The organism is Streptomyces sp. NPDC104309 (assembly GCF_055584025.1).
Window position 1 is genome coordinate 23,147 of the sequence record NZ_JBVJMV010000035.1, and the last position, 21,442, is coordinate 44,588.

Below are 21,442 nucleotides of genomic sequence, written 5' to 3' on the forward strand. Positions count from 1 at the left end.
ACGGAGAGAGGGCCGTTACGGGTGGACGAGCACCTGGGAGAGTGCCACGCGGCCCGTGCCGGAGGTCACGATCCGCACCGTGCGGGTCCGGCTGTCCAGATTCAGAACGGTCGGGCGCAGTGCCTTCCCGCTGACGTGGACCGTCCCGTCGTCCGTGACGACATCGAAGTCGGCCGTCGTGGACGAGGAGTTGTTCCAGATCTCGATCTGACGGATGTGCCGTTCGCGGCCCAGGTCGGCCTGCCACCAGGCGCCCGCCTCCGACAGCGTGCGGGTGTCGGTGTTGGTGTCGGCGTCCAGGGCGAGCGCCGCCTCGGCCGTGCCCTCGGTGGAGGACTGGGTCGCGGTGCCGGTACGGGCCAGGTCGGTCCTCAGTTGCTCGACGGCGCCGCCGTGGGCACCCGCTCGCGCGGCGACGGCGAGGGCTCCGGCCGGGAGTCGGTCCAGACCGGTCAGGTTGTCCGTCATGACCGATCCCTTGCCTCCGAGAGCCGGCGCGGCGGTGTCGGTCCAGTTGCCCCGCGCGGTGTTCTGGATGCCGTAGTCGGCCCAGTTGGAGACCCACTTGTAGCCGATGCGGGTGATGACGTTCCGCTCGACGACGATGTGCGAGGACTGTTCGTCGAGGTAGATGCCGTTGCCGTCACGCTCGGTGTTGCCGAAGGCGGAGCGGTTGATGTAGTTGCCGGAGACGACCGTGCCCGGCTGGGCGCCCTGTGTGTAGATCGCGCCGCCGTCGTGCTGCGCCTGTGCGACCTCCATGACGTCGGTGATCCGGTTGTCGGTCACCTTGTTGTCGCGCAGCACGGACTTCTGGGCCTCGGGCTGGTTCCAGCCCCAGCCGACCGAGATCCCGGAGTACGGGAGGTGGTCCAGGCTGTTGTGGTCGACGGTCAGCTGGGCCTCGTAGCCGGCCCAGATCCCCACCGAGTCGGTGTACTCGACGCCGGTGCGGCTGATGGTGTTGTACGCGACGGTGTTCCGCTCCCCCGCGAGCGCCGCCCCGGGCATCGGCTCGGTGTCGCCCACGTACACCGCGCCGGAGGACAGGTCGGTGAAGGACGAGCGGGTCAGGGAGCTGTCCTTGGTGCCCCCTTCGAGGATCGCGCCCGCCCCGCCGAGGCGGCTGAACCGGGTGTTGTCGATGCTGACGCGCTGTCCGCCGCGCACGGTGACCGCGGCGGACGGCTTGGTGTAGAAGCGGCCCGCGTGGTCGACGGGGCCGGTGGCTCCGGTCAGGGTGAGACCGGCCTGCATGCCCGCGTAGCCCTCGTCGGTGTCCGGCCGGCGGTACGCCGCGTACGCGAAGCCGATCCCGCTGACGGTGATGTCGTGGGCACCGTCGACGACGAGCAGCTGCTCGGTGCGCGGTGTGACGGCCTGCGCGCGACGCATGTTCTCGCCCTTGCGCGGCAGGTACGTGACGGTGCGGCCCTGCGAGTTCCACACGAACTCGCCCGGCTCATCGAGGAGTTCGCGGGCGTTCTCGAAGAAGGCGACGCCGCTGTAGCGGGTGGAGTCGACCGTGGTGGAGTCCCAGGCGGGTCCGGTGCGGTTCGTGCCGCTCGCCGAGTTGGTCCAGCAGGGCTGGGCGAAGGTCATGACGTCGCCGCTGACGCCCGTGATCCGGCAATGGTAGTTGCGCCAGCGGACCCGGATGACGGCCTCGGCGTCGGTGGGGCGCTGCCACCGGTCGATCCCGGTGGCGGTGGCACCGGTCATACCGGTCCTGGTGGCGTCACAGGTGCTCGCCGCGCAGGCATCGCCCCGGGCGCGGGTCGCGCGCCGGCCGTCGATGAAGAGCTGGCGGGGAGTGACGCCCGCCGGGACGTCGGCGGTCCAGGTGCCGTCGGTGTTCTGCCGCCAGCCGGTGATGTCCTGCCCGCCGGAGAGGACCGGGCGGGCGCCGGGCGCCGCGGTCCAGGTGACGGTGTGTCCGTCCTTCCCGGAGTCGGCGACGCCGAGCTTCAGGGGTGCGCCGCGCTTGTACGTACCGTTCTTCAGGAGTACGCGGACGTCGCGCCCGGTCTCGGTGCGGGCCTCGTCCCGGGCGCCTTCGGGGGTGCAGGGGCGGGCGGCCGTACAGGAGCTGCCGTGTCCGTCCGGGGCCGCGTAGAGAGTGCGGACCCCGGGTGCGGCCAGGGCGGCCGGGGCGGAGAGGAGTGCGGCCAGGACGGCCGCGGTGGCGGCAGCGGCGGTTGTCCGTACGACGTTCAGAGGGCGGCGGTTCACGCGGAGGCCTTCCAGTCGGGGTGGCCGGGCATGGGCGGGTTCACGGCTCCGAAGAGCCAGTCGCGCAGGAACGGGTCGAGGGACGTGTCGCCGGTGACGTCGACGGTGTGCCGGATGAAGGCTTCGCTGGTGTAGGTGGAGTCCTTGAAGCGCTTCACCCACTCCCGCATGACCTTGTCGAACTTCCGCTGCCCGATCCTGAGGCTGAGGGCGTACAGGACGAGTGCGCCGCCGTCGTAGATGTTGGTGCCGCCGAGCGCCTTGGGGAGTCCGGGCGGGCCGTCGGTGGCGCGGATGGCGTCGAGCTTCGCGTAGGTGGCCTTCATCTTGTCCTCGAAGACCGACCAGCCGCGCTCCTCTCCGTACAGGCCGGCGTAGTAGACGGCGGGGCCCTCGTTGAGCCAGGCCTGCTGCCAGTCGTTCGGGGTCACGGAGTCGCCGAACCACTGGTGGACCAGTTCATGGACCATGGTGGTCTCGTAGCCCGGCTGGCCGTTGGCGTTGGGCTTGAACCAGTTGGTGGAGAACAGGGAGAGGGTCTGGTTCTCCAGGGCGTCGGTGTAGCCGTCGTAGATGTGGACGCCGTAGACGGAGAACGGGTAGCGGCCGAACTTCGCCTCCAGCCAGGCCAGATGGTCCGTGGTACGGGCGACGATCGGACCGTACGTGTCCTCCTGTCCCTGCGGGACGATGTGCCGCAGGGGCAGTCCTCGGTGGCTGGTGCCGTAGAGATAGGTGCCCTTGACGACGGCGATGCCGATGAGTTCGGTCGCCATGCGCTCGCGCAGGGCGAAGTGCCAGACGGTGGAGCCGTCGGCGCGCGGGGTCCTGTGCAGCAGCTCGCCGTTGGCGGCGGCGACATAGCCCTGCGGGGCGCTGATGTGGAAGGTCCACGTCGCCTTGTCGGACGGGGTGTCGTTGCAGGGCAGGAAGGTGTCGGCGCGGGAGGACTGGGCGGCGGAGGCGAAGCCGCCGTCGGTGCCGAACTTCCAGCCGGTCAGGCCGAGTCGGGGCGCCTTGCCGTTGCCCCGGTAGCGGACCTCGACGGTGAACGCCTGCTCGTTGTGGAGCGGTCGGGCAGGGGTGATGGTGAGCTCCTGGCCGCTCTGGCCGGGCGAGAGCTCCCAGGTGGCGGGGCTGCCCGCGACGGTGACGGAGTCGATGGTGTGGCCGTCGGTGTCCAGGTTGAACGCGGAGAGGTCCTGGGTGGCCTTGGCGTCGATCTTCACGGTCGCGGTGAAGTCGTAGGTCACCGGGGTGAAGTCGAAGGTCAGGTCGTAGTGGACGACCTGGTAGCCGCCGTTGCCGAGGGTCGGGAAGAGCGGGTCGCCGACGCCGTCGGAGCCCGGCTTCGGGTCGAAGCCGTGCGACCGCGCGGAGGCCGGCGAGCCCAGGGCGGGTATCGCGACGGCTGCGGCCACCGCCGCGCCGCCGAGTCTGAGGGCCGAGCGTCGCGTCGTCACTTCTTCCCCTTCTGGAAGGCGTCCTCGAACTCACCGCGGGCCTGCTCGCCGCCCTTGGCCAGGTAGTCCTTCACGAGCTGGTCGTAGGCGGACATGGGCTTGCGGCCCGAGATGATGTCCTTCAGCGCGTCCTGCTTGAACGTGTAGAGGCTGCCGGAGCCCTTCGAGTCCCAGGTGGGCGAGGAGTACCGGAGCGTCGGGTCCTGCTCCATGATCGGAATCATCCTGGTGAAGGCGTCGTGGACGTGGCGGACGCCCTGCTCCGAGTCGGCGCTGAAGATGGCGGGGACGGCGGAGGCCATGAACTTCCACGGCACGGTGACATCCTGGGTGCCCTGCTTGGTGAGGGCCGGGTTGCCCTTGGTGTCACGGGTGAAGTCCTTGCCCTCGACGCCGTAGTTGATGAGCGTGTACTCCTCGCTGCCGAACGGCGAGGCGGCGAAGTCGGCCAGCGCGAGGATCTGCTTCACCCGGTCTCCGGACGCCTTCTTGATGTGGGTGTTCTGGAGCTCGACGTTGTCCATCCAGGCGATGGCGTCCTTGCCGACCGGGACGAACGGGCGCGGGTCGTAGTTCGTGTCGATCGCCTTCATCGCGGCGATGTAGCCGACACCGGGGGCCAGGTAGGTGGGCATGCCGTCGTAGACGTAGGCGCCCTTGCCGTTCTTGAACATGTCCGTGTACTGGGCTTTCTGTGCCCCGGTCATCTGGAGCGTGCCCGGATAGAAGCAGCCCGCCTTGTAGAGCTCACGCGCGGTCTCCACCGCATTGCGGTACTCCGGGGTCTCCAGGTCGGTGATGAACCTGCCGGTCTTCTCGTCCAGGCGCCAGAAGTAGGGCGCGCCCGCCGACATGGCGAGTACGTTGGTGGCGCCCGCGATGATCGCGTACTGGTCCTTCTTGGGCCGGGTCAGTTCCTTGCAGACCTCGACGAACTTCGCCAGGTCGGTGATCTGGTCGAGGCTCGTGATGCCGACCTCTTCGAACAGGTCATGGCGGTAGAAGCCGGCTCCGCCGGTACCGGTGCGGGCGATCGGGATGCCGTACAGCTTCCCGCCGAAGATGGCTGCCTGCCAGGCGCCCTTCGGGATCGCGGCCAGGTTCGGGTAGTCCTTGATCTTGTCCCCGGCGAGGTACGGGGTCAGGTCGGCGCACTTGGCCTGGAGGAAGGCGGCCTTGTTGTCGACGCCTCCGATCTCGGGGTACATGAAGAGGTCGGGCAGGCTGTCGCTGGCGAGCATGGTGGAGAACTTGGTGCCGTAGTCGTCGGCAGGGACGGCGGTGATGTTCACCTGCCCGCCGAGGAGCTTCTCGATCTCCTGCCAGGCGGCGTTCTTGCCACGGGCGGGCGGCGGCGGGGAGAAGGTCTCCATCGTCGCGCTGATCGGCTCGGCGCCCTTGAGCGGCGTGCTCTTCGTGGCCCGCAGCGGCTTGGCCGGATAGCTGAAGAAGCCCTGCGGAACACCGGCGGCGGTGCCCGCGAGGTCGGGCTTGAGGCCGATGTTGCGGACCGCGGTGTCCGGAAGCAGTGAGGCGCTCTTGGCCTCCGCCTTCGCGGTCGTTCCGCCGTCGCCGCAGGCGGCCAGCAGCGGGGCGGCAGCCAGTGAGAGACCGACGCCCGCGCCCATGCGGAACAGCGCTCTGCGGTTGATGGGGGTGGAGCTCGACACCTGAATCTCCTTGGGAGAGGGGAAGGAAGGAGTGGGGGGCGGTGGCTGCGCTCAGCCCTTGACGGCTCCTGTGAGCACGCCCTTGGTGAAGTAGCGCTGGAGGAACGGGTAGACACAGAGAATCGGTACGACGGCGATCACCAGGACCGCCATCTGTACGGCCTGCTGCGGGGCGAGGGCCTCGCCGGCCGAGGCGGCGTTCAGGCTCTGGCCCTGCAGGACATAGGTGCGCAGCACCATGGGCAGCGGCCATTTGTCGGAGTCGTTGAGGTACAGGAGCGCGTTGAAGAAGGCGTTCCAGTACGTCACCGCGTAGAAGAGGCTGATCACGGCGAGGACGGCCTTGGACAGCGGCAGGACGATCCGCACCAGGATGCGGAAGTCTCCGGCCCCGTCGACCTTCGCGGCGTCGTACAGCTCTTCCGGCAGGTTCATGAAGAAGGACCGCAGGACGACCAGGTTGAAGGCGCTGACCAGGGTGGGCATGACGAGGGCCGCGTAGGTGTCGTACAGGCCGAGGCCCTTGACCAGCAGGAAGTTCGGGATGATGCCCGCGTTGAAGAGCATCGTGAACAGGGCCGTCATCAGGATGAAGCGGGAGCCCGTGACATCGCGGCGGGACAGTCCGTACGCCATGCCGACGGTGACGAGCAGGCTCGCGAGGGTGCCGAGGACGGTGATGCCTACGGAGACGATCAGCGCGCGGGTGACGACTCCGCCGGTGAAGATGGTGCGGTAGGCGTCCAGGGTGGGGTGGTCCGGCCACAGGACGAGACCGGAGCTCCTGATGATGTCGGTCTGCGAGGCGAAGCTCGTGCCGATGACACCGACCAGCGGATAGGCGACGGCGAGGACGACCACCACGACGGCGACCGCCTTGGCGATCTGCCCGATGCGGGTCGGCCGTTCCATCCACGGCGGCCGGCCGTCGGACGCGCGGACGGTGGCGGGCCGGGGCGCCGGTCCGGTGGATTTCGTTGTGGCGCGCGTCTTCTCAGCGGTCAGCACCGCGGTACACCCCTTCGTGGCCGAGTCGGTGGGCGAATTTGTTGGCGCCCAGGACGAGTGCGGTGCCGATGACCGCCTTGACGAGTCCGACGGCGGCGGCGACGCCCCAGTCGTTGTCCTTGATCCCGTGGTAATAGACGTAGGTGTCCAGGACCTCACCGGCGTCCGGGCCGACCGCGTCGCGCTGGAGCAGGATCTGCTCGAAGCCGACGGAGAGGATCTGCCCGAGGTTGAGGATCAGCAGCAGGATGAGTACGGGGGCGATGCCGGGCAGGGTCACGTGCCACAGGCGGCGCCGCGGACCCGCGCCGTCGATCGCGGCCGCCTCGTACTGCTGCTTGTCGATGTTCAGCAGCGCGGCAAGGATGATGATCGTGCCCCAGCCGGCGTCCTTCCAGGCCACTTGAAGGGTGAGCAGCCACGGGAAGGCGTCGGGATCGCTCATCATGTCGTAGCGCGGCAGCCCCAGTCCGCCGAGTACGTCGGGCAGGAGTCCGGCGCCCCCCAGGATCTGCTGGAAGATCGAGACGATGATGACCCAGCCGATGAAGTGCGGCAGGTAGACGACGCTCTGCACGAAGCGCCTGACACGGTCGCTGGCGATGCTGTTGAGCAGCAGGGCCAGGGCGATCGGGATCGGGAAGAAGAACACCAGCTGGACAAGGGCGATCTCCAGGGTGTTGAACGTCGCGGACCAGAAGGCCGGCTCACCGAACGCCGCGGAGAAGTTGGCGAACCCCACCCAGACGCTGTGCATGTATCCGAGGTACGGCTGGTAGTCCTGGAACGCCACCACATAGCCGAGCAGCGGCACGTAGTGGAAGACCACGAAGTACAGCAGGCCGGGCAGGGTGAGCAGCAGCATCACCCGATCCCGCTTGATCCGCTGCCAGAGCGTCAGCCGGCGCTGTGCGACGACGGCCTGGGCAGCGGGCGGGGACGGTGTTTCGGCCTTCTGTCGCCGTTTCTCCCGCGGCAACGGGGGTGCTGTTTCAGCCATGGTGCGTCCTGTTCGGCTGGGTGGCGCATGGTGAGCCTTCTGGGGCCGCAAGGTAGTAAGCGGTTAACCCAAGCGTCAAGAGATCCGGTCGAAAGTCGTCGAGACGCGATGACCCAGCCAGCGATTCCCGTCCAGCGAATCAACAAAAATGCTGCTGAACTGGACAGTTGGGCTGGCCATGAGCTTGACGGTCGACCATCAGGCTCCCTAGCGTGCCGGTCATTCCATAGAACGCGATTACTATCCGGAGGCAGGGTGCGAACCACCGAAGAGGCACCGGCTCATTCCGGTAGCGATGCCGCGGCAGCGCGCCCACGACGACCGCGCACCGTCCTGGTCATGAGTCCCGGGCTGCTCGACGACGTCTTTCCGCCACCGGTACGAGCCCGTCTGGAGGAGACCGCCGACCTGCTCGCCCCCTCCGTCATCAGCGAGTTCGACTCCCCGGACGCCTCGGCGGCGCTGGGTGTCGCCGAGGTCCTGCTCACCGGCTGGGGCTGCCCGCCCGTCGACGCCGCGCTGCTGGACCGGGCGCCCGCGCTGCGTGCCGTGATCCACGCCGCCGGCACGGTGAAAACGTTTCTGTCCCCGGCCGCGTTCGACCGAGGGATCGTCGTCTCCTCGGCCGCCGCCGCCAATGCCGTACCGGTCGCGGAGTTCACCCTGGCGGCGATCATCATGGGCGCCAAGCGCGTCTTTCCGCTGGCCGGACTCTTCCGCACCCGGCGTACCCACCGCACCGGCGCCGACCTCGACCGCCAGCACTGGCTCGGCACGCACGGCCTGACCATCGGCGTGGTAGGGGCGTCCCGGATCGGCCGCCGGGTCATCGAGCTGCTCCGGGTCCTCGACGCGGACGTGCTGCTGTACGACCCGTACGTCAGCCGGGCCGAGGCGGAGCGGCTCGGTGTCACCGCGACCGACCTGGACACCCTGGTGGCGACCAGCGACGTGGTCACCGTCCATGCCCCCGACACCCCCGAGACCCGCGGCATCATCGACGCCAGGCGGATCGGCCTGATGCGGCCCGGCACCCTGCTCGTCAACACGGCGCGCGGCCCTCTGGTGGACACCGAGGCGCTGACCGGCCACCTGGTCAGCGGGCGTCTGGACGCGGTCCTCGATGTGACGTCGCCCGAACCGCTGCCGGAGGGCCACCCCCTGTGGGACCTGCCCAATGTCCTCCTCACCCCTCATCTGGCGGGCGCCCAGGGCAACGAGGTAGGGCGGCTCGGGGCACTTGCCGTCGACGAGCTGGCGCGGTACGCGGGGGGCACACCGTTCGACCACCCGGTGCACCGGGCCGACCTGGGGAGGATCGCATGAGCTCCGTCCCGGCGCAGGCTCTAGGCTCGGCGTCACACAACAGTCACCAGGGGGTGGGCCGGATGCGCCGGCAGAGCACAGCCGCGGACGGACAACGGCGCGCGACGGTCACCGATGTCGCGCGGCGCGCGGGCGTCTCGACGGCCACGGTCTCCCGCGTACTGAACCGCAACTACCCGGTCGCCGAAGCGACTCGGGAGCGCGTCGAGAGCGCCATGCGCGAACTCGGCTATGTCGTCAACGCCCACGCGCGTGCGCTGGCCGGCGTCTCCAACCGCACCGTCGGCATCATCGTCAACGAGGTCATCGACCCGTTCTACGCGTACATCGCCCGCGGTGTGGAGCGGGAGGCGGCGCTCGGCGGACGACTCTGTCTGGTCTGCTGCACCCAGGGCGACCCGCAGCGCGAGCTGGCCTTCATCGATCTGATGCACGAGCGCAGGGCGGACGCCGTGGTCGTGGTCGGCGGATCCCTCGCGGACCGCGGCTACACCACCGAGCTGGCCCGCAGGGCACGCGAGCTGGACGCGGGTGGATCGAAGCTCGTGCTGTGCGGCAGGTCGCCGCTGGGCGAGCAGGCCCCGATCGTCGCGGTCGAGTACGACAACGAGGGCGGCGCCTTCGCCATCACCGACCATCTGCTGATGCAGGGGCACGAGCGGATCCTCTACCTCGGCGGACCGCCCAAGCTCTCCACCACCCGCGACCGGCTGGCCGGGCACCGGCGGGCCCTGGAACTGCGCGGTGTCGCCATGGACCCCGAGCTCGTCCAGCCCGGCGCCTTCAGCCGCGGCTTCGGGTACCGACGGATGGCGGAACTGCTGCGGGACGGGCCGGACTTCACCGCGGTCTTCGCCGCCAACGACATGGTGGCGGCGGGCGCGGCGCAGGCTCTGGAGGAGGCCGGGGTCCGGGTGCCGAAGGACGTGTCCCTGGTGGGGTACGACGACATCCCGGTGGCTCAGGAGCTGCGGCCGCGGCTGACCACCGTCCACATTCCGCTGGAGGAGATGGGGCGTCAGGCGGTACGGCTCGCCGTCACCGGCGGGGACGAGGACGACTGGCGCGAGCCGACCACGGGCGCGCTGCGGCTCGGGACCCACATCGTGGTACGAGACTCCGTTGCGCCACGGCCCGGACGCTCCCCCCGGATGTGACCGGTTACTGCCCCCCTGTCCACAGTTGGCCATAGAAAATCACAGTAACTTCCTGACTCCTCTTGCCCCTCGATAGCAACCGCTTACATGCTGACGCCGAGCAGCACCCGTTCCGCACGCCTCCGCCTCCTCATTCGTTTCCACAGGGAGAGTTCCGCATGCGTATGCCCACAGACCCCGTCGGCTCCTCCACCGCCCCTTCCTCCTCCGCCACCCCTGTCGGCCGGCGTTGCGTTCTCGCCGCCGCGGCCGGAGCCGGCGCGGCAATCGCCCTGGGCGCGGGCACGGCCCGAGCCGCGACGGCCGGCGCCCCCTCCGGTCCGGGCGCGGGCCGTCCGGTCCGGCTGACGCTGACGGCGCGGCCGGCCGCCGAGGCCGAGCGGCTGCGGCTCGGACAGGCTCTGCGCGGCTCGGAGTTCCAGCCCACCGGTCTGTACGTCCCGCCCGGTACCCCGCTCTCCCTCACCGTCCAACCGTACGACGGCCTGCTGCCCACCCTGTGGATCGGTGCCTGGGACCACTACGGCGAGATCACCGAGCCCCGGAGCTACCCGCTGACCGCGGGCGCCAATACCGTGACGGACCCGCACGGCGGCCCGGTCTACCTCACTCTGACGGGCCGTGGTGAGCGCGCCGGTGTGCTGGTCCGCTCCGGTGCCACCCTCATGCCGGTCTTCACCCTGGGGCGCACCTCGGAGGCCGACTACCAGCGGCAGCTGGACACGCTCACCGCGTCGCCGTACGTCGAACTCCATGCCCCGCACACGATCATGACGCTCACCCGTGAAGGCGCGCTGCTGTACCGTGACGAGGACCATGCCGCCCTGCTCGGGCTGGTCGAGACGATCATCGACTCGCACGCCCGGATCAGCGGTCTCGACGGTTCGAAGCCGGTGCACCGCCGCAAGGCGGGGCCGTACCACTTCACCGAGGTCAGCAAGGTGCCGGCCGGTGTCGGCGCCTACGCCACCCACGGCTACAACGGCTTCCCGCGGGCCTATCTCGACCGGGCCACGACGGTGGAGGGACTGCGCACCCGCGGCTGGGGCCTCTACCACGAACTCGGCCACCTGCACCAGCAGTTCGCCTACAAGCCCGGCGGTCTGACCGAGGTCACGGTCAACATCTACTCGCTGGCCGCACAGCGCACCCTGAAGCAGCCGTCCAACCTCCTCACGGTCGACGCGACGACGGGACTCACCTACTTCCAGTCCGCACAGCGCAAGTTCGGTACGGCCGGGTTGAGTTACGAGAAGTCGTTCGGTGCCTACGAGAAACTCGTCCCGCTGCGCCAGCTGGAACTGGCCTTCGGCGACGACTTCTGGCCCCGGCTGCACAAGCTGGTGCGCGAGGAGAACCCGCAGTCCCAGTACACGGAGAACGACAAGCGCTACCGGGCCCTCGCCACGTACTCCAGCCGCGTCGCCGGTTACGACCTCACGGACTTCTTCGTGAACACCTGGGCGTTCCCGATCGACGGCACCGGCAGGGCGGAACTGGCCGCGCTGAACCTGCCGAAGCCCCCCGTCGATCCGTCCACGCTGGCCGACTGACCGAGGCGAGAAAGGAACCACCGTGAACCTCAGCAGAAGGACTCTTCTCGCGGCGGGCACCGCCACGGCCGTCACAGCCGGGACGACGCTCATGACGTCGGCGGGCGCCGCGCAGGCACGGCCCGTCGCGGCCGCGCCCGACAAGGCGACGGCGTCAGCGGACTTCGACGCCCTCCTCCAGCGGGCCGAGACGCTGCTCACCGGCGGCGGGTTCGACCCGTCCGACAGCGACTTCACAGCAGCGCTCGCGGCCCTGGACGGCACGGCCGAGGGGCTCTGGAACACCCTCGACCGCGGTGCCGGACGGACCGCGCTCTGGTCCGACCTCGCCCCGCTCACCGACCCGGGAAACTTCGGGCAGAGCTACACCCGGCTGCGCACCGTCGCCACCGCCTGGGCCACCGAGGGCACTTCTCTCGCCGGGAGCGCGGAGGTGGCGGACGCCCTCGTCGCCGCACTGCGCTTCACCTACGACATCGCGTACAACCCGGCCAAGCGCGAGACCGGCAACTGGTGGTTCTGGGAGATCGGTGCACCGCGCGCCCTGATGGACTGCTCCGTCCTCCTCCGCGAGCAGCTTCCCGCAGCCGATCTGGCGGACTATCTGGCGGTCGTCGACCGCTTCTGCCCGGACGCGGACCGCCGTACCAACTCCCCCACCCTCGCCGAGACCGGCGCCAACCGCACCGACAAGGCCGTCATCGTGGCGCTGCGCGGGCTGCTGGGGCAGGACGCCGGCAAGCTCGTCTCCGCCCGTGACGCGCTCTCCGACGTGCGCGACTCCGGGCGCAACAGCCTGTTCCGTTACACGAGTTCGGGCGACGGCTTCTACGAGGACGGTTCGTTCGTCCAGCACGACGTGGTCGCCTACACCGGTTCCTATGGCATCGTGCTGCTCAATGGCACCGCCTATCTGCTGGCGCTCCTCGCGGGCTCCGCGTGGGCGGTCGCCGACCCGGACGTGTCGGTGATGTACGAGGCCGTCGAGCGGACCTTCGCCCCGGTGATCTTCGACGGACTGATGATGGACTCGGTGCGCGGCCGGGCGATCTCCCGGGAACGCGCCGGTGACCACCGCGACGGTGCGACGGCCCTCGCCGCGATCCTGCTCCTCGCGTCCGGCGCCCCCGCCACGTACGCGGGCCGCTGGCGGGCGCTGGTCAAGGGCTGGCTGACCCGCAACCGCACGACGCCCTTCACGGCCCTGGCGACGCTGCCCCAACTCGCCCTGGCCAAAGCCGTTCTGAACGACCGTACGGTCAAGGCCGAGCCGCGCACGACGGGTCACTTCGTCTTCGCCGACATGGACCGCGTCGTGCACCGCCGCCCCGGATGGGCCTGCACGCTCTCGCTGTCGTCGAAGCGGATCTCGGCGTACGAGGCGGGCAACGGCGAGAATCTGCACGGCTGGTACACCGGCGACGGCATGACGTATCTGTACGACGGCGACGACCTGGGGCAGTTCAACGACGGCTTCTGGCCCACCGTCGATCCGTACCGGCTCCCCGGCACCACCGTCGACACCCGGCAGCGGTCCGATCTCGGCACGGGCGCCGGTACGTCCACCTACCGTCCGGCGAACGCCGTCGCGGGCGGGGCCGTGCTGGACGGCCGGTACGGGGCCGCCGCGATGGAGGTGATCGGCGCCCAGGACACCACCCTGAGGACCAAGAAGTCCTGGTTCCTGCTGGACAACGCGGTGATCGCGCTCGGCACGGGCATCACCGCGAGCGACGGCCGGACGGTGGAGACGATCGTCGAGAACCGCAACCTCGGCACGGACGGCCGGCACCGGCTGCTGGTCGACGGTGTCCGGCACCCCGTCGAGCAGGGCTGGACCCAGGACTTCGACCGCGCCCGGTGGGCGCATGTCGAGGGCGTCGGCGGCTACGTCTTCCCCGAGGGGACCGCCCTGCGCGCCCTGCGTGAGCAGCGCACCGGCACCTGGCGGGCCATCAATACCGGAGCGGACACGGGCGGCGGCACCGATCCCGTCACCCGGCGCTATCTGACGCTCTGGGTCGACCACGGCCTCTCCCCCACCGACGCCCGGTACGCCTATGTGCTGCTGCCCGGCGCATCGGCGGCGGCGACCTCGGTCTGGTCGCACTCCCGACCGGTACGGACAGTCGCGAACAACACCACCGCGCAGGCCGTCGAGGTACGCCGGGAAGGGCTGACGGCGGTGAATTTCTGGGGCGCGGGAACCGCGGCCGGGATCACGGCCTCCGGCCCGGCTTCGGTGCTCGTGCGGCGCCGGGGCACGCGCCTGTCCGTCGCGGTCGCCGACCCGGGCCGGACGCTCACCACGCTCTCGGTCGAGCTGCCGTTCCGTGTCCGGTCCGTGGTGGACGCCGATGACACGGTGAGCCTCGTCCCGGGCCGCAGGCCTGTTCTCACCGTCGCCGTAGGCGGCTCGCGCGGCCACACCCACCGGGCCGAACTCATCCAGTGACCACCCTCCGCACCCGTTTTGAGGAGCAGCACCACCATGTCCGTCGCACCGCATCTGCAACTGCCGCCGCCCGACCGGCTCCTGTCGTCACGCACCGGCTGGACCCGGGCCCACTGGGAGGTGACGGCCGACCGGATGCTGGACGCGCTGGTGCCGTACGCGACACCCGGCTTCGCGCAGTACCGACTGCCCGGCAGGAACAGCTGGTCGGGTGTCGTGTGCGACGGGCTGGAAGGGTTCGCCCGGTCGTTCCTGCTCGCCGCCTGCCGGATCGCGGGCGCGGGCGGGGCGGTCGACCCCGCGCTGATCGAGCGGTACACGGCGGGACTGGCCGCGGGCACGGATCCCGGGAGCGGCGAGTCGTGGCCGCGGCTGACGGACTGTGCGCAGCAGATGGTGGAGGCGGCGTCGGTCGCGGTCGCACTGCACGAGACCCGGCCGTGGATCTGGGACCGGCTGGACGCCCGGGTGCAGGAGCGGGTCGTCGACTGGTTCTCCGGGTTCGTCGGCGGACGCACCTGGGACAACAACTGGCGGCTCTTCCAGGTGGTGTCCGAGCAGTTCCTCGCCTCGGTCGGCGCCCCGTACAGCCGCTCGGACATCGAGAACAACCTGGACAGGATCGAGGACTGGTACGTCGGTGACGGCTGGTACACCGACGGGGACGGCCGCAATTTCGACTACTACATCGGCTGGGCCATGCATCTGTACCCGCTGCTGTGGTCGCGAATCGCGGGCCCGGACGACGGCGGCCGGAGCGAGGTCTACCGGCAGCGGCTCAGCCGCTTCCTGGAGGACTACCCGCACTTCTTCGGATCGGACGGTGCGCCGGTCCACCAGGGCCGGTCGCTCACGTACCGGTTCGCCGCGCTCGCACCGGTGTGGATGGGGGCGCTCGCCGACTGCACCCCGCTGGCGCCGGGGCTCACGCGCCGGCTCGCCTCGGGCACGATGCGGCACTTCGCGGAGCGCGGTGTGCCGGACGAGCGGGGGCTGCTGTCGCTCGGCTGGTACGACACGTTCCTGCCGAGCACCCAGCCGTACTCCGGCCCCGCCTCGCCGTACTGGGCGAGCAAGGGCTTCCTCGGGCTGCTGCTCCCGGCGGACCATCCGGTGTGGACGGCCCGCGAACTCCCCCTGCCCATCGAAGAGTCTGACCAGTACACCGCGCTGCCCGCCCCCGGCTGGCTGCTGCACGGCACCCGCGACGACGGCATCGTGCGGCTGATCAACCACGGCAGCGACCACAATCCTCCGTACGACGAGACGGACGATCCGTCCGAGGGCACCCACGATCCGCACTACGCGAAGCTCGCCTACTCGACCGCGACGGCGCCCGAAGCCGCCCCCCACGCCGTGGCGCGCTCCGTCGACGGCCATCTGGCGCTCGTGGCCCCGGACGGCACCCCGTCGTCCCGCCGCCGTATCCATCCGCTGCGCTGCGAGGACCGCGTCGCCGCCTCCTGGTACGCGGCCCGGCTGCCCGGTGACGACCGGTCGTACCGGATCGAGACGACGAGTGTGCTGCACGGCGCATGGGAGATCCGGGTGCACCGGGTCGAGGCGCCCGAGGGAGCGGTGGTGCGGGAGGGCGGCCACGCGGTCGCTCATGAGGAGAGCCCGTTCGCCGTGTCCGGTCCCGACTGGGCGCTCGCCCGTACGGCCGACGGCCTGAGCAGCGCCCTGGTCGCGCTGCACGGCTGGGACGGTGGTAACGAGGGAGCCGGCGTGGCGCGTGATGTCCAGTCCAACGCGTACGGACCGCGCTCCGCGATCCCGTATCTGCGCAGCCGGCCGCATCCGGGCGGGCGGCGCATCCATGTGTCGCTGGTCGCGCTCTCCCGGGACGCCGTGCATCCTGAGGCGCTGCGCGACTCGGTGCGGGTGCGGACGGGTGCGGACTCGGTGGTGCTGACCTTCCTGGACGGGACGACGGTCGAAGTCTGATGGCCGGGGCCGGTCGGGTCCTGAGGTCCATCGCCTCCTGAGGCCCATCGAGCCCTGAGGCCGGTCGATTCCTGAGGCCGGTCGACGGCGGGCCGTGGTCGATGCCACGCCACGCCGACGCTCCCGGGCCCAGGTCACGCCATCCCGCACGCCGCTCGTGGCCGGCGTCCGCTCGCGCACCGGGCCGTCCGGCCCGCGTCTCAGAAAATGAGGCTGTTGCCCTCTCGCTGATCGATGTGCCCGACGAGTTCCTGCGCCAGGGACTTGATCGTGTCCAGCCCCGCCCTGCCCCACGGCCGGGGCACGGTGTCGACCGCGCAGACGGCGCCCAGCACGACGCCCGTGCGGTCGATGAGGGGCGCGCCGAGGTAGGAACGGATACCTATTTCGTCGACCACCGGGTTTCCGGCGAACCTCGGGTAGTCGCAGACGTCCTCCAGGACAAGCGCCTTGCGCCGTACGACGACATGCGGGCAGTAGCCGCGGTCCAGGGCCACATACCGGGCGCCACGGCCACTGGCCGCGGCCGTGGCTCCCAGGTCGGAGCCCTTGTTCGCGCCGGCCGGGGTGTGCAGTCCGGCGAAGAACTGCCGGTTTCCGTCGATGAAGTTGACCATCGAGAAGGGCACTTCGGTCACTTCGGCCACGCGGTCGGCGAAGGCGTCGAAGTTGTCGAAGGAGGCGTCGGTGCGTTCCCCGAGGCCCAGGGTCCGCAGCCGCTGCGTACGGACGCGGGCCTCGCGGTCGACGGGTGTGAGCAGCAGCCGGTCGGCGACGTGTCGGGTCATGGGTGGGCTCCGAAGCCGGACATCGGGGCCGGTGCGGAGGTGGCGTTGATCAGGTGCTGGACCAGCGTGACCAGTGCCCCGGTGCCGGAGCTGGCGATCCGGGCGTCGCAGAGCACGACCGGCACGTCCGCCCCCAGATCGAGTGCGGCCCGCACCTCCTCGGGCGCGTAGCGGAAGGCGCCGTCGAACTCGTTGACCGCGACGATGAATCCGATGCCGCGCCGCTCGAAGAAGTCGACGGCGGCGAAGCACTCCGCGAGCCTGCGGGTGTCCGCGATCACCACCGCTCCGAGCGCGCCCTGGGAGAGCTCGTCCCACATGAACCAGAAGCGTTCCTGGCCGGGGGTCCCGAACAGATAGAGGACATGCTGCTCGTCGAGCGTGATGCGGCCGAAGTCCATGGCCACGGTGGTGGAGGTCTTGGACTCGATGCCGTCGAGACTGTCGGTCGCCGCGCTGACCTGGGTCAGCAACTCTTCCGTGCTCAGTGGCGCGATCTCACTGACCGCGCCGACGAACGTCGTCTTGCCGACGCCGAACCCCCCTGCCACCAGCACCTTGAGCGCGACGGGAAAGCCTTCGCAGCCGGCCGATCCTTCGCTGCCACCGGAGTCGTAGGTGCTGCCGGAGTCATAGCTGTCGTCGTAGGCCATCGAGCACTGCCTCCAGCAGGGATCGGTCGGTGGGCATGTCATGGAAGGCGGGCGCATGCGCGGTGACCGCCCCGCAGTCCACCAGGTCGGATACGAGCACCTTGGTGACGACCGCGGGCAGCCGTAGATGGGCGGCGATCTCGGCCACGGAGGTGGGACCGCCGCACAGCCCCAACGCCACGGAGTGCTCGGGACCCAGATGCGTCTGCGGCTCGGTCCCCGTGGCCATCACCAGGGAGAGCAGGTCGAGCACGGTCGTCGGACGGGTGCGGCCGTTGCTCACGGTGTACGGGCGGATGAGCCGGCCGGCCGCGTCGTCGAGCAACGGCACGTCCTGTGGGACCGACACCCTCAAAGTCCCGTGGGACTCGGGGCCCCGGCCGCTTGTCTCGCCGGAGTCATCAGGTAGGGCCGGACGCTCTTGACCAACATGGTCATCTCGTAGCCGAGCACCGCCGGGTCCGCCTCCCGGCCGGCGAGTACGGCGAGGCAGGTGCCCGACCCCGCGGTGGAGACGAACAGCAGCGTCGAGTCGAGCTCGACCACCACCTGGCGTACGTCGCCGCTGTCGCCGAAGCGCGCGCCGGCGCTGCGGCCGAGTGAGTACAGGCCCGCGGCCAGCGCCGCCATGTGATCGGCGCTGTCGGCGTCCATGCCATGGAGGGACTTCACCAGTCCGTCGGCGGAGAGGAGGACTGCGCTGCGTGTGTACGGCACGCGCTGGACCAGTCCGCTCAGCAGCCAGTCGAGGTCCGAGACCTGACCGGACGGCATATCGGTCGCCATGGTGCATCTACTCCTTGGAGGTGTTCGCTTCGAGAGGGTCGGTGGCCGGGACCGCGCCCGGCCCTGGAACAGGGGCCTGGTGGTACGGGGCGACGGTCGCCCTCCGTCCCCGGACCGGCAGCGGGACCTGGGGCCGCCAGGCCTGCGAAGGCGCCGGTTCGTGGTGCGTGTCCGGGGCCGGGTCGGTGTCCGTCTCGGACTCGGTGCGGGCCTCGGCCAGTTCGATGCCCCGCCGGAAGGCCGCCATGAGACCCGGGTCGTGCAGGGCTTGTTCGCCCTCGGCGCGTGGGGCCGGTGCCTCTCTGAGCTGCGGAACCAGATGCTCCTGATGGGCGCGCCTGGGGAGTTGCGGCCGGCCCGTGGTGCCGCGCACGACGCCGGGCTCGGAGTGGAGCGGCGCGGGTGCGTCGTCCGTGCGCCGGATTCCGGGTCGGGCCTCGGCCGGGGTCGGACGGTCGAGGCGCTCGGCGCGCAGGGGAAGCGGTGGGGCTTCGTCCTGGCGTCGCGCCTGCTGGGGTGGCTGATGCAGGCGAGGCGACTGACTGGGGACGTAGGGCTGCCGGTCGGTTCCGGCCTGCGGACCGGGTGCCGGGCGGGGGCTCAGGCTCGGGTCCGGCCTGCGGTGGCTGCCGGTGTCGTCCTCGGCGGGTGGGCGGTGCACGGGTCCCGGGGGCGGGACCGGAGCCGCGGCACTCCCCGCCGGGGCGTCCGCGCCCAGCAGGCACTGCGGGAGGACGAGTACGGCCTGTGTGCCTCCGTAGATGTTGCTCTGCAGTCGGACCGCGATGCCGTGTCGTCGGGCGAGCGACGCGACGACGAACAGGCCGATCCGGCCGTCCTGCAGGAGACGGGCCACACTGACCCGGTCGGGGTCGGTCAGCAGGGCGTTCATCCGCTTCTGCTCGTCGCCGGGCAGGCCGAGGCCCCGGTCCTCGACCTCGAGCGCCAGCCCGGCGGTGACCTGCTGGGCACGCAGCAGCACTTGGGTGTGCGGGGCGGAGAACACGGTGGCGTTCTCCACCAGTTCGGCCAGCAGATGGATCACATCGGCCACGGCGTGACCGCGCAGTGTGCCGTCGATCGGGGGTACGAGTTTGACCCGTGGGTACTGCTCGACCTCGGCGATCGCCGAGCGCAGGACCTCGGTCATGGTGACCGGGTTGCTCCACTGCCGCCGCGAGACGGCGCCCCCGAGCACGGCGAGGTTCTCGGCGTGCCGACGGATACGGGTGGCGAGATGGTCGACCTGGAAGAGGCCCTTGAGCAGATCGGGGTCCTCGACCTCGTGCTCCAGCTCGTCGAGCAGTTGGATCTCGCGATGCACCAGTGACTGCAGGCGGCGGGCGAGGTTGACGAAGACCTCGACCTTCTGTTCCTCGCCGGTGTGATCGGGGGGCCGGGACGCCTGCACGACCGCGGCCACGGCGGCCTCCTGCTGGCGGCCGAGTTCCTGTGCGAGCAGATCGAAGGCGTCGCTGCCGGGGGCGGCGGGCGGCGCGGGCCGTCGTGCGGGCACGGGCTCGCCGTTGCGGAGCTGTTCCACCACCCGCTGCAGTTCGGCCTGGCCCAGCGCGCTGGCCCGGCGCAGCGCCAGACAGCGACCGAAGACGGTGGTCGCGACGCGATTGGCGGCGAGGTACGCGGACAGTACGGCGGCGAGGGCCAGTGCGCCGGCCACGCCCAGGGCGCTCCACAGTTCCGTCGTCGGCCGCGCGCCGGTGGTGCGGACGGTGAAGATGACCGCCGCGGCGCCGCTCAGCACGGCGGCGACGGTCGGCAGCACCGCCGTGCGCAGAACCTGGGGGCGTATACGCGCCTCGGGGGATGGCTGGGTGGCGCGCGGCCTGGCCGTGGCCGAGTGGGAACGGGCACCGGGTCGGCCGTGCCGTCCGCCCTCTCGGCGTTCCGGTCGCGCTTCGGGTGCGCGAAGTTGAGACATCAGTGTCCTCGGTACGTGGGGCACCAGGAATCGGCGTTCATGTGGTGGCACCTACGGTGGTCGGTCAGGCTCGGTTCATCGGTCGGGCAGGCTAGGCAGTCATGAGCCCACCGCTGATCACCGAGCACACACGGTAGTCGTCCATCACGTATGCGCGACGGGCAGTTGTCGAACTTGCCCGCCATCCGTCCCACTCTGGTATGAGCTATCGCACAGTCGACCGAAAACTCCGCATGACGCCTGGCCGGCGGACACTCGAACGGCCTACGGCGGCGAGCTCCTGAGCACATGGAACGGCCAGGCCCGTCCGGTCGTGAGCCGGACGGCGACCCTGGCGCGGCGGTCGCCGGACATCGCGTAGCGGCGGGCGGCGAGGCCATGCTCAAGGGGCTGCCGATTTGCTCGCACAGCAGAGCGAGGACGTCGGCAGCCGCGGTGGCGGACAGGTAGGCCAGGGCGACTGCATGGTGGCGGCGAGGTCGTCGACGACGGTGCGCAGCGCGGCGAGCGTGGGGTCCGCCGGCGGATCGGCGGCCGCGAGTGGCGGGGCGGTGCGGACGTCGCGGACGGCCTTGCGAACTACCGCGTGCACGGTCGGCAGACGCCGTCGACGCCGCCGCCCAGGCCCAGCAGGGCGCGCCTTGGACGGGCCCTGACCTCCGGATGCGCTGCACCACTACCGAAGCCGCCTACACCTGGCCGAACGGTGCCCCCTACGACGGCGGCCTGTTCGCCTGCACGGAGGTTGGCGTCAGTGATGGCGTGCTCGAACCGGATGTAGTCGGTGACGGGCTTGGACACGACCCGGGCCCGCAGGACCTTCACCCCGCGGGCAAATGGCCCGCTCCACCAGCGGCAGCCATCCGCTCCAGAACGTGGAGTCGTCCGCGGGCACGCTTCCGTTGCTCAGGAAGGTGTCGTAGACCTCCTGTTCGTCCCCCAAGGCGTAGACGTCACGCAGTTCCAGGTGCAGGGCGTGCTGCTGGGCGGAGTCGAGCAGGTCCTCAAAACTGGGTCCCAGCGGCTTCTGCGGTATCGCACGCCTTCCTGATCTGCGGCACCGCCCGGGCCAGGATGCGGATGATGGTCTCGTCGTCCACGGGCGGGCTGTCCTGGCCGCAGGCACCACGGGTGGCCGCGTCGACGGCCTTGCCCTGTAGTACCAGTTCGTGTACGCGGGCATCGACGTCACCACGACCGCCTTGTTCAGCGGTGTGCGGGGGCCCAGCTCGCCGCACGCGCGGGCCTGGTGGAGTGCGGTACGTTCCCGGCGCAGCTCGGGAAGCACGAGCCGTTCAAGGAGCTGATCACGGCCGTGGAAGCTGCGCTCGATCTCCGCGCGCACCGAGTAGGAACCCTCCCCGTCCTACCTTCACCAGCGGACCGCGGGCCGGATCGGGAGTCTGACCCGGCTCCTACCCCAGGCCGCGATCACCGCGATCTGTGACAGCAGCGAACGGATCAC

At 70.4% G+C, this 21,442-nt stretch carries 18 protein-coding genes; 5 read left to right on the plus strand and 13 right to left on the minus strand.

The annotated features are described in order from the left end of the window. Positions 1–15: 15 nt before the first annotated feature. The 5 genes from ACZ68L_RS34835 to ACZ68L_RS34855 all read right to left on the minus strand — a co-directional run bounded on the left by ACZ68L_RS34835 (position 16) and on the right by ACZ68L_RS34855 (position 7,373). On the minus strand, positions 16–2,232 hold the full coding sequence (locus ACZ68L_RS34835) for a right-handed parallel beta-helix repeat-containing protein (protein ID WP_469585367.1): 2,217 nt from the start codon (positions 2,230–2,232) through the stop codon (positions 16–18). Further along, complete coding sequence (locus ACZ68L_RS34840; RefSeq protein ID WP_469585370.1) at positions 2,229–3,695, minus strand: M1 family metallopeptidase; 1,467 nt, start codon at positions 3,693–3,695, stop codon at positions 2,229–2,231. Before ACZ68L_RS34840 ends, ACZ68L_RS34835 begins: the two co-directional genes overlap by 4 nt. Further along, entirely contained in the window at positions 3,692–5,365 is a 1,674-nt protein-coding gene (locus ACZ68L_RS34845; RefSeq protein WP_469585374.1) for an extracellular solute-binding protein, read from the minus strand. The genes ACZ68L_RS34840 and ACZ68L_RS34845 overlap by 4 nt, the downstream gene beginning before the upstream one ends. A 51-nt stretch (positions 5,366–5,416) precedes the next feature. Beyond that, positions 5,417–6,277 (minus strand): carbohydrate ABC transporter permease, encoded by an 861-nt coding sequence (locus ACZ68L_RS34850; RefSeq protein WP_469585502.1) that lies wholly within the window; start codon positions 6,275–6,277, stop codon positions 5,417–5,419. 82 nt (positions 6,278–6,359) lie between these two features. Further along, on the minus strand, positions 6,360–7,373 hold the full coding sequence (locus ACZ68L_RS34855; RefSeq protein WP_469585378.1) for an ABC transporter permease: 1,014 nt from the start codon (positions 7,371–7,373) through the stop codon (positions 6,360–6,362). A 339-nt stretch (positions 7,374–7,712) separates the two neighbouring features. Here ACZ68L_RS34855 and ACZ68L_RS34860 point away from each other — a divergent pair, with 339 nt between their 5' ends. From ACZ68L_RS34860 to ACZ68L_RS34880, 5 genes are all read left to right on the plus strand, one after another. Beyond that, complete coding sequence (locus ACZ68L_RS34860; RefSeq protein WP_469585381.1) at positions 7,713–8,699, plus strand: hydroxyacid dehydrogenase; 987 nt, start codon at positions 7,713–7,715, stop codon at positions 8,697–8,699. A gap of 62 nt (positions 8,700–8,761) precedes the next feature. Continuing rightward, positions 8,762–9,856: a LacI family DNA-binding transcriptional regulator gene (locus ACZ68L_RS34865; RefSeq protein WP_469585505.1), complete on the plus strand. Its 1,095-nt coding sequence runs from the start codon at positions 8,762–8,764 to the stop codon at positions 9,854–9,856. 158 nt (positions 9,857–10,014) lie between these two features. Further along, positions 10,015–11,409, plus strand: a complete 1,395-nt coding sequence (locus ACZ68L_RS34870; protein WP_469585384.1) for a M60 family metallopeptidase — start codon at positions 10,015–10,017, stop codon at positions 11,407–11,409. A 22-nt stretch (positions 11,410–11,431) separates the two neighbouring features. Then, on the plus strand, positions 11,432–13,864 hold the full coding sequence (locus ACZ68L_RS34875) for a polysaccharide lyase 8 family protein (protein WP_469585387.1): 2,433 nt from the start codon (positions 11,432–11,434) through the stop codon (positions 13,862–13,864). A gap of 36 nt (positions 13,865–13,900) precedes the next feature. Then, positions 13,901–15,811, plus strand: a complete 1,911-nt coding sequence (locus ACZ68L_RS34880) for a DUF2264 domain-containing protein (RefSeq protein ID WP_469585389.1) — start codon at positions 13,901–13,903, stop codon at positions 15,809–15,811. Between the two features lie 200 nt (positions 15,812–16,011). Here ACZ68L_RS34880 and ACZ68L_RS34885 read toward each other — a convergent pair whose 3' ends face one another. The 8 genes from ACZ68L_RS34885 to ACZ68L_RS34920 all read right to left on the minus strand — a co-directional run bounded on the left by ACZ68L_RS34885 (position 16,012) and on the right by ACZ68L_RS34920 (position 21,322). After that, positions 16,012–16,599: a GAF domain-containing protein gene (locus ACZ68L_RS34885; protein WP_469585391.1), complete on the minus strand. Its 588-nt coding sequence runs from the start codon at positions 16,597–16,599 to the stop codon at positions 16,012–16,014. After that, positions 16,596–17,252, minus strand: coding sequence for a GTP-binding protein (locus ACZ68L_RS34890; protein ID WP_469585394.1), 657 nt, complete (start codon positions 17,250–17,252; stop codon positions 16,596–16,598). The genes ACZ68L_RS34885 and ACZ68L_RS34890 overlap by 4 nt, the downstream gene beginning before the upstream one ends. After that, positions 17,230–17,601: a DUF742 domain-containing protein gene (locus tag ACZ68L_RS34895; RefSeq protein WP_469585397.1), complete on the minus strand. Its 372-nt coding sequence runs from the start codon at positions 17,599–17,601 to the stop codon at positions 17,230–17,232. Before ACZ68L_RS34895 ends, ACZ68L_RS34890 begins: the two co-directional genes overlap by 23 nt. Before the next feature lie 2 nt (positions 17,602–17,603). Beyond that, positions 17,604–18,038: a roadblock/LC7 domain-containing protein gene (locus tag ACZ68L_RS34900; RefSeq protein WP_361450544.1), complete on the minus strand. Its 435-nt coding sequence runs from the start codon at positions 18,036–18,038 to the stop codon at positions 17,604–17,606. A gap of 7 nt (positions 18,039–18,045) precedes the next feature. Beyond that, positions 18,046–19,977 carry a sensor histidine kinase gene (locus tag ACZ68L_RS34905; RefSeq protein ID WP_469585400.1) on the minus strand — a complete coding sequence of 644 codons (1,932 nt, stop codon included), beginning with the start codon at positions 19,975–19,977 and terminating at the stop codon, positions 18,046–18,048. A gap of 382 nt (positions 19,978–20,359) precedes the next feature. Then, entirely contained in the window at positions 20,360–20,569 is a 210-nt protein-coding gene (locus ACZ68L_RS34910) for a hypothetical protein (protein ID WP_469585403.1), read from the minus strand. After that, the gene (locus ACZ68L_RS34915; protein WP_469585406.1) at positions 20,557–20,802 is read right to left on the minus strand and encodes a DUF6879 family protein; all 246 of its coding nucleotides are present in this window, start codon (positions 20,800–20,802) and stop codon (positions 20,557–20,559) included. The genes ACZ68L_RS34910 and ACZ68L_RS34915 overlap by 13 nt, the downstream gene beginning before the upstream one ends. Next, positions 20,729–21,322: a DUF6879 family protein gene (locus ACZ68L_RS34920; RefSeq protein ID WP_469585408.1), complete on the minus strand. Its 594-nt coding sequence runs from the start codon at positions 21,320–21,322 to the stop codon at positions 20,729–20,731. The genes ACZ68L_RS34915 and ACZ68L_RS34920 overlap by 74 nt, the downstream gene beginning before the upstream one ends. Positions 21,323–21,442 lie beyond the last annotated feature (120 nt).